Annotated in this window: 6 protein-coding genes; 1 reads left to right on the top strand and 5 read right to left on the bottom strand. The window is 57.8% G+C overall.

Going from position 1 to position 12,721, the window contains the following annotated elements; all coding sequences use genetic code 11:
• Positions 1–14: 14 nt before the first annotated feature.
• From EDB95_RS11365 to EDB95_RS11350, 4 genes are all read right to left on the bottom strand, one after another.
• Positions 15–1,142, bottom strand: coding sequence for a hypothetical protein (locus EDB95_RS11365; RefSeq protein WP_133993662.1), 1,128 nt, complete (start codon positions 1,140–1,142; stop codon positions 15–17).
• Between the two features lie 137 nt (positions 1,143–1,279).
• On the bottom strand, positions 1,280–1,990 hold the full coding sequence (locus tag EDB95_RS11360) for a LytR/AlgR family response regulator transcription factor (RefSeq protein ID WP_133993660.1): 711 nt from the start codon (positions 1,988–1,990) through the stop codon (positions 1,280–1,282).
• A complete protein-coding gene (locus EDB95_RS11355; protein ID WP_133993658.1) occupies positions 1,965–3,071 on the bottom strand; it encodes a sensor histidine kinase in 1,107 nt (368 codons plus the stop codon). The genes EDB95_RS11360 and EDB95_RS11355 overlap by 26 nt, the downstream gene beginning before the upstream one ends.
• Positions 3,072–3,077: 6 nt before the next feature.
• The gene (locus tag EDB95_RS11350; RefSeq protein ID WP_133993657.1) at positions 3,078–5,708 is read right to left on the bottom strand and encodes a TonB-dependent receptor; all 2,631 of its coding nucleotides are present in this window, start codon (positions 5,706–5,708) and stop codon (positions 3,078–3,080) included.
• A 155-nt stretch (positions 5,709–5,863) separates the two neighbouring features.
• Between EDB95_RS11350 and EDB95_RS27950 the strand changes: the two genes are divergently transcribed.
• Positions 5,864–10,309: a PKD domain-containing protein gene (locus tag EDB95_RS27950; protein ID WP_133993656.1), complete on the top strand. Its 4,446-nt coding sequence runs from the start codon at positions 5,864–5,866 to the stop codon at positions 10,307–10,309.
• On the opposite strand, the gene EDB95_RS11340 is transcribed toward EDB95_RS27950, so the two are convergent.
• The gene (locus tag EDB95_RS11340) at positions 10,310–12,673 is read right to left on the bottom strand and encodes an ABC transporter permease (protein WP_133993655.1); all 2,364 of its coding nucleotides are present in this window, start codon (positions 12,671–12,673) and stop codon (positions 10,310–10,312) included.
• Positions 12,674–12,721 lie beyond the last annotated feature (48 nt).

Genomic DNA, 12,721 nt, shown 5'->3' with positions numbered 1-12,721 from the left:
TATAAATCATATCGTTACTTTTTGGTTTTTGCCGGTTTCTTCTGGCGTTGTTCGAGGCGGAGCTTGCCCAACCTGACGAGCATCCGGTTGAGGATGGCATGGACGGAATCCATGGTGGCGTCGTTTATGGAATAGAGGGTGCCGTAGAGGTGGTTGGAGGATACTTCGTCCACGGCTTCTTTTTTGAGCGTCACGACGTTTTTGGCCATAAACCGGGCCAGCCCCTTGCGGTTTCGCGTCCGGAACACCCCGGTTTCCATAAACAGCCGGACGAGAAGGCCCAGCTCGTTTACCGTCAGGGAGGTAATGACCTTTGTAGAGTCGAGCCCGAAACCCGAATCGTCGCCTTTTACCTCATCTCCCGCCGCCTCCTGGGCTTCTTTTTCCGTCAAACGCGCCAGCTCTTCCAGCCAGGTGGATAACATCCGTGTCAGGCTGGTCCGTCCTTCGACATATTGGTATCCCGGCCGGTGTTCCAGCCAGCCGACATAGCGCCGGATGCGGCCGAGCTCGGGGATTTTTTCGGAAACAAAATCCTTTGCTTCCAGCGCTTCGAGCACCTGCGTCTTCATAAAGCGGTAGGTGCTGCTGGTATTGACGTTGAGACAATACATCATTTCGACCAAACGCTGAGCGTCTTTGGGCAATTGCAGGACAAACACCACCAGGTCCTGTAGCGGAAACCATTGTCTGTAGGTCAGACGGCTGTCTTGTTGCGCGTCTTTGAGCAAATCGAGGACAAGGTCTGTCAGCCTGGGGTCCACACCCGCTGCCTGGAGGCGCTCCTTGACGAGCGGGGCGTTTTCCCGCAGGTACCCCTGCATAAACCCGAGGCGAAAAAACGGAAGCGGCAAGTCGGGATCCAGGTATTTAAAAGCCCGCTGCTCCAGGAAAATGCACAGGTGATCCAGGGCGGCCACCATGCCGTCCCTTGGCTTGAGCTCCCTCGATAGGTGAAGAATCCCGGTTTGGTGGAGGCGCACGTAGCGCTCCAAAGCGACTTCCTGTTCGCTGGACAAAAGCACCGACACAAAAGCCGCCTTGATGTTGTCCGTTTCCTTGTTGTATTCCTCCTGAGAAATGCGTTTTCTGTCCGACGGGTCCTTTACCCGGCGTTCCCAGTTGAACAATTCGTACTGCATAGACTTACGTAGTAATTGGGTATAAAGTCTATCAGAGCCAAGGGGTAAAAGGTAGGCACTAAATGATTATCCCGCAAAACTAATGGGGTCGGACAGCCAAAATGGATGAAAAGAACACCTTATTTGTAGCAGGACTCCTACGACAACGTTCTCCCGGTCAAACGGATGACGGTATCCCGGTAGGTGTCGCCCACCGGAATTTCCTGGTCTTTTATAAAAACGCTGTTTTTGCGCACGGCCGTAATGTCTTTGACGGAGACGATATAGGACTTATGCACGCGTATGAAGTCGGCGGGCGGCAATTCCGCCTCCACGCCCTTGACGCTCATCCGTACGACGACGGGACGGGCGTTCCCTTTGAGGTGTATTTTGATATAGTCCCTGAGACCCTCGATCCAGGAGATGTCCTCAAACTGGATTTTGAGCAGGCTGTAGTCGGCATTGACAAAAAAATACCCGGGACCTTTGGTCGCCTGCGCCCCCGCCTGGCGGAGCTGGTGTAACTCCCAGGCCTTGTTACAAGCCTTCAGGAACCGGTCGAGCTCGACGGGTTTGAGGAGGTAGTCGACGACGTCCAGGGTATAGCCTTCGAGGGCAAATTGTTCGTAGGCGGTGACCAGGATGACCATCGGTTTCTGGGCCAGGCTTTCGATAAATTGCAAACCCGTCAGCCCCGGCATTTGAATGTCCAGGAACATCAGGTCGATGGGTTGGCTGCGCAGGATTTTCCCCGCCTCGAAGGCGTCGCTGCACTTGGCCACCAGGCGTATGTCGGGCACCCGCGTCAGGTAGTCCTCCAGCAGGTGCAGGGCCAGGGGTTCGTCATCTACCGCTATGCACTGCAACATATTGTAGGTTTAACTGTAAAGATACCAGGAACCAGTCGTTCTTGGTGGTGATCCAAAGATCGTATTCATTTCCGTAGAGCAGGTTCAGCCGGCGCTTGACATTGGCCAGGCCGATCCCCGAGGTGGCGTCCTTCGTCTCCTGTTGTGGGTTGAAACGATTTCTTACGGTAAAATACAAAAGCCCGTCGGTGACCGACAGGTGGATGTCGATCTGGGGGTGTTCCATGTATCCCGTTCCATGCTTGAACGCATTTTCGATAAACGGGATGAGGAGCATCGGTTCTATGGTAAAGAGATCCGTGCCGGGTTTGATCGATACGTGCAGCCGGACCTTGTCCCCTACCCGCATTTGTTGAAGGTCGATATAGCTTTGCAGGTAATCGGCTTCTTTCTGAAGGGATATCTTCTGGTCGTCCGCCTGGTACAACATGTACCGCATCAGGGAGGACAGCTTGAAGATCGTGGGTTCCAGCTTGTCCGATTTCATCCGGACCAGCGCCACGATATTGTTCAGCACGTTAAACATAAAGTGCGGACTGATCTGTGACCGCAGGAAGGAGAGTTCCGTCTTGAGGTGTTCTTCCTGCCGGTCCTGGGTCAGCTTGTCGGAGCGCACTTTGTCCCCGATCACCTGGTAGGCCGTGCTCAGGGCAAGGAAAAAAAGAAGCACCAGGAAGTTGGAGATCAGGTAGGTCAGGAAACTGGGTTTGAACGCGTCGTGCGCCGCCTGGGAAAGGGGGTAGAACACGAGAACCTTGGCGCAAAGAATACCCAGGACGATCGTGAAGTACAGCCAATACCGCCTCGTGTACAGGAAACGGCGCGTCAGGATGGACCCATTGACATAAAAGAGCCCGATAAAAAATCCGTAAGACAACAACTCCAGGATCGTAGGGAAGACCCCCGTGGGCGTGGGCGGTTCACTGGCTTTCGACACCTCCTTCGTCCCCTGGTAGATCAGCAGGTGCGGCAGCACCATCAACCCCGCCCAAAAGGCGGTATGGAGCCCTACCTGTATCCACCTCCGTTCATACCAGGCCCGCTTCACGGGGGCCTCCCTCTTCGTCCCGTTATCATTCATGGCCTACTATTGCAAACTGGAGCCTGCGTCACCCATACCTTGGTTGTTCATGTCTTTGCGTTTGAAAAGGTTCAGGTCCATCTTCCCAAAACGGTAAGCAAATACCACGCGCACGAGCTGCGGGTCCTTCAACCGGTCGAATTCCTGGGTGAAAAGACCCGGGCTGATGCTATATTGGTCCTGCCAGCGCGTCCGGAAGATGTCCGAGAAATTGACGGTGATGGACCCTGCGTCGTTCTTGAAGAAGGTCCTTTTCACCGCGACGTCCATGCCCCAGAACGGTTTGATATACCCCTGGGCGGATGCCTGGGTGGTCGAGTTCGGGGGGCCGAACTGCTGCTGGTTTTGGTTGACCGGCAGGTTGGTCTTGGACTGGTAGGCGGCCGTCAGTTGTATCGTAAACCGGTAGGGCAGCTTGAAGTTGCTGTTGAACTTACCGAACCAGCTCCAAAGGGCGTTTTGGGACGCCTCGTTGAGGTTGTCGGTATTGATCTGCGCGTTGTATACGTTCAGGTTGAGCGAGAAGTCCCACCATTTGTTGACCGTGGTCGTCGACGTCACTTCCGCCCCGTAGGATTCCGCGCTGTTCGCATTCTGCCAGGTATTGACCAGGACCGAATCCCCCACGGGGTTGACGTCCTTTATCTGGAAGCGGGTGATGAGGTGCTGTGTATTCTTGTAATAGATTGACGCCAGCAGGGTGTTGTTGTGTTTGAAGGTCTTCATGTAGGAGAACTCCACGTTATAGGTGAATTCCGGCACCAGGTCGGGGTTACCCCGCTGGATATTCAGCGAATCCGAATAGTCGGTGTACGGAATGAGCTGGAAGAACGACGGCCGGTTGATCTTCCGGGTGGCGCTTAATTGCAGTTCCTGGTTGTGTTTCAGCTTTTCACTCAGGAAAATCGAGGGGAACAGGCTGATCGGGTAGTTGTGGCTGAAGTGCTCCCCTTTGTTGGTGACGTCCCCGGAATACATGGAGCTCTCTCCCCGCAGGCCAAGCTGGTAGCCGAAGTTGGGACCGATGGCGCTGGTGATGGTGGCATACGCGGCGTAGACCTGGCTCGTACTTTTATAGTTGCTGACGCTTACCGAATCCAGGAAGTCGTGCCCGTTGGTCACATCATAGGTGCTGTTGTCATTTTCCAGGTGTTGGATAGAGGCCCTAAGACCGGCCTCCAGCTTCGTCTTGGCCGTGAACGGGTTCACATAGTCCGTCTGGACGGTCCAGAAATACGGTGCTGCCGTACCCAGGGTTTTTTGCACCGTCTGATACCCGACAGCGGAGCCCGGCAGACCGGTGTAATAGTCCGTGGTATAGGTCGACGTCCCGGAGCTGGTCACCCCGAAGTAGGAACCATCGGCGGTCCAGGATTCCCCGTCCTTGGCAAAGGTATGTTTCATCCCCAGTTGGGCGCCGTTGACGTCAAACCAGCGGTTATTGTCCGTATACCGGGTGCTGTAAAAACTTTGAGGCGTTCCGCTCACCGCACTGTCCGTCTGGATCTGTGAGGTTTCCTTGGGATCGAAGACACCATGGACTTTGATATAAGAACCTGACAACGTGGTCCGGTTGGACACGAAATAGTCCATGCCCACTTGTCCGAACAGGAAATGCGCCTTGGTCCGCGTCAAGTCGTTCTCCCAAAGCTGGGATCCGTTCCCGATATAGGTATCCCGGTAGGTATTCCCGGTGGTCTTGCTGTCCACCCCGTTGTACAACCCCGTGGCGGTGAAGTTCACCTTCCCCTGGCGGATGTTGAAGCTGGCCAGGGCATTCGGCATCCCATGGGAGTCGATCCCCGCGGATACGTTCCCGTTGTAGCCTTGCTTCCGGTTCTTTTTCAGGACGATGTTCAGGATGCCCGAACCGCCCCCGGAGGCGTCGTATTTGGCGCTGGGGTTTGTCATGACCTCCACGCTTTCGATGGCGTCGGCGGGGATTTCGTCTAAGGTAAGCGTGGTCGGACGACCGTCGACAAAAATAGTCGGCGACGCTCCCCTCAGGGTTACATTCCCGTCAATATCGACGTTCACGGAGGGTACGTTCCGCATGACGTCGACGGCGGTGCCGCCTGCAGAGGTTATATTTTTTTCTACATTAAAAACCTTTTTATCGAGCTCCAGCTTCATTGGGGGCGGCGTGGCGTTGATCACGACTCCGCTGAGTTCCTTGACGTCGCTGGACAGCGCAATCGCGCCCAGATCCTTCTCGAACGAAGGCATGTTCCCGAAAGGATTGCTGTTGTTCTGGCCGGCGGGCGCCGGCGCAGCGGGCTTCGCAGGAGTCATGACCATGAACGGGACGTCCTTGCTTTTATAACCCGAGGCGGAGACCCTCAGGACCAGTTGCCCGACGATGGGCAGGTCTTCAAAGTTGAACTGGCCGTTTGCTTTGGTATCCATCCCTTTGAACAGGATCAGTTTTTTCTTTTTGGTCGTGGGGTCAATGCTTGGTTTCAGCAGCAACACGGAGGCCTGCTCGATGGGCTTGCCGCTGGTATCTGTGACCGTCCCGAATGCCCGCCCTAGTGTGGGCGGACCCGCCGGCGCCCCCTTTCCAGGCGCAGGCGCCTGAGCGACAGCGGAAAAGGCGAACAACAGTGAGCTGGCGAGGATAAATAAAATTTTTCTCACAAAAGTTAAATTTGGTACGAAAGTAGTGCGGCTTTACCGGCGGAGGTAGCCCGTTGCTGCAAACGGAGGAAAAGGTGCGGCAAACGGTTGCTGGTCTCCCCAATTTGTGCTAGTTTTACTGCACATCCAACGATCCGTAAAAAACCGTCGACCCCATGTCCCCTCGTACCCTGGCGTTCCTGCCCCTATTGTGCGCGTCCATTACGCTACGGGCCCAGCTCAAGGCTGGTTTCACGGTGAGTGTGAACGCTGGATGTTCCCCATTACTGGTTACGTTTACCAATACGACCACCGGTGCGTCGGCTGCCGCCCAGTATACCTGGGACTTCGGTAACGGGAACTCGGTGGGTCCCAACTCCTTCCAGGCCACCCAGGCGGCCACGTACAGTACGCCCCAGGTCTATTTCGCCACCCTGACGGTCACCGACGGGGGTGTGACGTCCACCGCCAACGTCTCCATCACGGTCTATCCAAAACCCACCGTCAGTTTCACCCTCACCAATGCCCAGGGGTGTATTCCACTGACCACTTCTTTTACCAGCACTTCCAGCGCCGGGGCCGGTAGCATTACCAACTATTTCTGGGACTTCGGGGATGGAAATACCCTCAGTACGACTTCGCCCACCGCCACCAATACGTATAATTTTGCACAGACCTATTCGCCGGGGCTGACCGTGACCAACAGCTTTGGGTGTACCAGCAGCATGACCCTGAACAACGCGGTGACGGTGTATCCGCCCGTCTCGCCCAGCTTCACCGTAGACTCCGCCATCCTTTGCAACATCGCCGACCCGGTGAAGTTCACCAGTACCTCCACCGGGCCCGGTACGCTGAGCTACCTCTGGAACTTCGGGGACGGGACGACCTCCACCGCCGCCAACCCGGCCCACGTCTACCCCGCCAAGGGCTTATACACCGTATCCCTGACCGTGACGAGTTCCGACGGTTGCACCGCCACCACGGTCAAACAGGAAGTCGTCAACGCCCAGGATTTTAACCCTGCTTTTACCTCGCCGCTCAACGCGTGTTCCAATACACCGGCGCTTTTTACAGACCAAACCAACCCGCCCGGTACCGGTACACCCACCTGGACATTTGGAGACGGGGGTTCGGCCAGCGGTGCCAGCGTTTCCCACGACTTTACCGCCCCGGGTACATATACCGTCACCCTAACCGAGTTGTTCGGCACCTGTCCGGCCAGCGTCAGCCATCCCGTTACCGTCAAGGGGGGCATCAACCCTTCGGGCTTTGTGATCACCCTGGACTCCGTTTGCGGCGCGCCCGCCCTGGTGACTTTCAAGGACACCAGCGCCGCCGCCGTGGCCTGGCTGTGGAACTTTGACGGCAAGCCGGGGGATACGTCCACCGCGCGGACCGCGTCCTTTACCTATCCCGCGGACGGGACCTATACACCCACGCTGACGATCACCAACGCCAACGGGTGTACCGGCACCATCGGGTTGCCGGTGACCATCACGCCCCCTTCGGCGATCATCAGCAATACACAGACCCTGACCCCTTCGGACAGCGTCTGCGCCATCCTGAACGAAACCTTTACCGCCACCTCTCCGGATACCCTGACCCAATACCTTTGGACGTTCGGGGACGGGACGAGCTCCACCGGCGCCAACCCGACGCATACCTATGACACACCCGGGGTGTACAACATCAGCCTTTCTTTTATTACCAACCATGGGTGTCGCGGGGTATCCAACACCATCACCGTGATTGTGTACCGGAAGCCCATCGCAGCCTTTATGGCGCCCGATACGCTGATATGCGGGAACACACCCGTCGAATTCATCAACCAGTCCACGGGAAACGCCAATACCTATACCTGGACCTGGGGGGACGGCGGCACCAATGTCGATGACGGCAACCCCGTGTACCACACCTACACCGACTCGGGCACGTATACCGTCACGCTCGTGGCCTCCAACCCCGGGTGCGCCGATACCGCCGTGCGTGTCGATTATATCCATGTCAAAGTCCCCTTCCCCAACATCCAGGTGTTTAACACCTGCGACAGCACCAGGGGCACGGTGACCTTTGTCGACACCGCCACCAAGGCCACCACCTGGAGCTGGAATTTCGGAGACGGGAGCGCGCCCCTGAACCTGGCGACGGAAACCGATACCGTAAAACATACCTATACCAAATCCGGCTTCTACAAGGTCGCGCTGACCTGTTCGAACGGAGGGTGTACGGTGACCGACACCGCCGACGTCTTCGTCCTCCTCAAACAACAACCCCTGTTATCATCGACCCTGACCACCGTCTGCGGAGGCTCGCCGCTTCCGGTAAAAATCAAGGACCTCGACACCAACTACTATGTATCCACCGGGGGCGGGGCCACCAACGGCCTCGGGGGCACCTACTACAACATCAACGGCTGGCAATACGGCGACAGCACCGCCCTCAACGGCAACGGCGGTTTGTCTGTTCAGTATTCCGGCAATGTGGGCGGCCTGACCAGCGGCAAAGACTCCCTGAGGGTCATCCTCAAGTCCGCCTGGTTTGCGTGCTACGACACCAGCAACTATATCCCCATAAAGATCGACGGCCCCACCCCCGGTTTTGGGGTCCAGGGCGTGCCCTGTTATAAAGACCCGGTCATCTTCAGCGACAGCACCAAGGACAGCGTCCCCATCGTCAAATGGGTCTGGAACCTCGGTGACACTACGATCACCCGGGCAAACGGAGACACCGTCATGCACGTCTATGCCGCACCCGGGACCTACACCCCCACCCTGACCGTGACCGACTCCCTGGGTTGCAGCGCGACCACGTCCCTGTCCTATACCAGCGTCAATGTCGGCGGGCCGCAAGCCAACTTTTATTGGACACCCTCCAACATTCTTCCCGGGACCACCGCCACCTTCTACAACAGCACCACCGGTGGCGGGGGCGCGACCTACTACTGGCACTTCCAAAGCGACGGGTCCACGTCCGCCAACCCCGTGTCCGTGACCCATACCTACCCCGTCACCACCATCGACTCTGTCGAGCTCATCGCCACCGGGGCCGGTTCGGGCGCCTGCGTGGACACGATCATCAAGGCCGTACCCGTCTCCAACCTCACTGCCAGCTTTACGTATACCACGCAATACATCAACAGCGCCAACTGTCCACCCATGGTCGCCTATTTTGTCGCCACCACCTTTGGCGCCGACAGCCTCCACTGGGACTTCGGCGACGGCTCCACCGCCGACAACAACCCCAAACCCAGCCATACCTATCAGCAACCCGGCGTATACATCGTTACCCTGACCGCCTTTGACGCGGGGGGTACCAACGTCGTTACTTCCGACTCCGTCACCGTCAAGGGTCCCCGGGCCTCACTCCGCGCCAACATTCTCGTGGGCTGTGTCCCCCAGGCCGTGATCCTGTCCGCAACCGTGAGCTATGCCTCCGCTTACTTCTGGGACTTTGGCGACGGGACCGTCATCCCCTCCAACGACACCACCCAGACCCATACCTATATCGTACCGGGGATCTACACCCCCAACCTGATCTTAACCGACTCCACCGGTTGCCAGGCCTCCTTTGGCACCAAGCAACCGATCCTCATGGATACCCTCCACCTCCAGCTCGGTACGCAACACGTATGCGACCCGTCCTGGGTACAATTTTCTCCCCAGATCGTCAGCTTTGACTACGACAGCCTCCACAAGCCGCTCACCTGGCAGTGGTCGCTTCCCGGCGGCGCCACGTCCGCTTTACCCAACCCCGGGTATGACTTTACCCAACCCGGCATCTTTTACATCCAGGCCACCGCCCACTCCACCCCCGGTTGTACCGCCAAGGCCACCGACACCGTCCAGGTCATCCCCACCTTTATCGTCAGGGCACCCGCCGACACCTTTATCTGTCTCGGCCAGACCGTGCAAATCGACGCTACCGGTGCCGACACCTATATCTGGTCCCCCACCGGCACCCTGTCAAAAATCGCGGGCGGCACCGCCTGGGCAGACCCCACTGTGACGACCCAATATACCGTCGTCGGTCAGGACTTCTATCATTGTTTTGCCGACACCAACCTCATCACCGTCAATGTAGAGCCCATCCCCACGGTCAGCCTTCCTTCTTCCGCCACCACCCTCGCGGGGGTCGGATATAAGCTTTCGCCCTCCGTCAGTAGCGATGTGACCGGGTATGCCTGGACGCCCCCGGCCGGGCTCACCTGCGCCGACTGCGCCGACCCGGAGGCCTACCCCAACTCGTCCAATACCGAATACACCGTGACCGTGACCACCGCCTACGGTTGTACCGCCACCGCGAACATCGTCATCAACCTGTTGTGCAACAAGGACGCCGTTTATGTGCCCAGCGCCTTTACCCCCAACCATGACGGTCATAACGACGTCTTCTATCCCATGGGCAAAGGCATCCGGGCCATCACCCACTTCTCGGTCTGGGATCGTTGGGGACGGCCGGTCTACCAGCGGGACAATATCCCCATCAATTCGGAGGACTTTGGCTGGGACGGGACCTGCAACGGGCGGGACATGCCGCCGGGGGCGTATGTGTACTTAATGGACGTCGTGTGTGAGACGGGGGAGGTGTTTGAGAAGCATGGGTTGGTGACGCTGATCCGCTGATTATTCCGTGCGCAGGCTCCGCACCGGATTCGCGAGCGCCGCCCGGACCGATTGCACGCTGACTGTAACCACCGTGATGACCAGGGCGCCCAGCGCCGCGATCCCGAATACCCAACCCGGAAGCGGGGTATGGTACGCATAGCCTTCTAGCCATCGTTGCAGGTAAAAGCCCGCCAGCGGCATGGCGATCAGACAGGACAGGAGCACCAGGAAAATAAATTCCGACGACTGGAGTTTCCAAAGGTGGAAAACCGAAGCACCCAACACTTTGCGGACACCCATTTCCTTGGTGCGTTGCTCCGCCACAAAACCCGCCAGTCCAAATAAGCCCAGACAGGAAATAAAGATGGCCAGGGCGGCGAATACGCACGCCAGGTTCCCGATGCGTTTCTCGTCGGAGAACTTGAGCGCATAGTCGTCGTCCACCAGGTGGTAGTCGAAAGGAGCGCCCGGGTTATAGCGCGCCAACACGGCCGCGACCCGCGGCAGGGCCTCGGGGAGCGGTTTGTCCAGCCGCAGCAACAGGGACTCGGTCCAGTCGTAGTCAAGGAAATAGACCGTCGGCGCCACGGGGGTGTACGGGGATCCCATGACCATGTCCCGGACAATACCGATGACCCTGTGGTCTTGCCCATCTTTATGAAGCGTCATGCCCAACCGGAGCCCCATTTGTTTTACGGCCGACTCGTTCAGGATCATGGCGCCCGTGTCCGTGGGAAAAGACCGGGAGAAATCCCTGCCTTCCGCGATCTGCCATTGTACCGTGTGCCCGTAGTCATGCGTCACGGACACATAGGCGAGTTCGGGTTTTGTATGGGGATCCATCCCCTCCCATGTAAAACCGCTCTGGCTGCTGACGATATGGGTCGTGGAGCTGTTCGATTCCGCCATATCTGCGACCACGCCTGTCCGGATCAGGTCCGACCTGAGCGCGTCGTAGCGGCCGTGTATATCGGGGGTGCTCATTTTGATGACGATCAGCCCCGCCTGCTCATACCCTGTGGACCGGTTCCTGGCGTATTGGATCTGCCGGAAAACGATGATCGTGCCGATGATGAGCGCCACCGAGACCGTGAACTGGACGACCACCAGCACTTTTCTTGGAAGAGCCGCCCCGCGGCCCGTTTTGAAGGTCCCCTTGAGCACCCGGATGGGTTTGAACGAAGAAAGATACAAGGCCGGATAAGAACCCGACACCAGCCCCGTAAACAAGGCGAAACCCAGCGTCAGCGCCCAGAACCGGGCGTCGCCGAAAGGAAGGGTCATGGCTTTGCCCGAAAGCGTGTTGAAAAAGGGAAGGCTCAGACGAACGAACACAAATGCGAACGCCAGGGCGATGAAGGCCACGAGGATGGACTCGGTATATAACTGGGCCACCAGTTGCGACCTGAGCGAGCCCAGCGTTTTGCGGACGCCGACTTCGCGGGCCCGCCTTTCACTGCGGGCCGTGCTCAGGTTCATAAAGTTGATACAGGCCAACAACAACACGAATCCACCGATGAGACCGAACATCCGCACAAACTCGATCCGGCCGCCCACGATCACGCCGTTTTTGAACTCGTTGTACAAATGCCAGTTGTCCATGGGTTGCAACAACAGGTCTTCTTTGAGGTCTGCACGGTGCTGACGGACCACCGGGCCCAGGGCGGCGCTCGTCCTGGCCATGTCCACACCGGGATTCAATTCCGCAAACACCTGCCAGGAATGGTTGTCCCACTGGGTTTGCCAACGGGCGAACCCGTCCGGTTCCAGGGCGACGTACCTGGCCCAGGGCATCAGCAAATGCGTCCGGGCGAAGGTGGTGTTCACCGGGAAATCCTCGAACACACCGGCCACTTTCATATCATACTGGTTGTCGACCCGCACCGTTTTCCCCAGCGGATCTTGCCCGCCGAACAAGGCCTTGGCCGTGGAGGCATTGAGCAAAAGGGAGGACGGATCGTTCAACGTGCCCCGGTCGCCTTCGATCATCTTCAGGCTGAAGATGTCGGCAAAAGCCGGTTGGACAAACATCCCCTCCTGGGTGATCTTCACCTCCCCCTGGCCCAGGATGTGGGTCAGGTTCCAACTGGCCAGCGACACGGAGCGAAACTCGGCCGTCCATTTATCGCGCATTTCCAGACCGGCCGCCAGCGACATGGTGTTGCCGGTCTTTACCTCCCCGTTGATCGTCTGTGTGTTCATCGCCTGCGCGATGCGCTGGTGGCGGGGAAAATAATGATCGAAGGACAGCTCGTCCGCCATCCACAAACCGATCAGCAAGGCGACCGCCATGCCGGCGGCGAGGCCGAGGATATTGATCAGCGAATAGACCCTGTTCTTGGTCAGGTTTCTCCAGGAAGTGACAAGGAAGTTGCGCAGCATAGCGTCTCCGGCGCGAAAACGGCGCCAGCTTTTCAACCAACTGGCAAC

It is taken from the genome of Dinghuibacter silviterrae (genome assembly GCF_004366355.1).
Classification (GTDB): Bacteria; Bacteroidota; Bacteroidia; order Chitinophagales; family Chitinophagaceae; genus Dinghuibacter; species Dinghuibacter silviterrae.
Note: the sequence above shows the minus strand (reverse complement) of the source record. Positions and strands in the feature narration are given on the sequence as shown.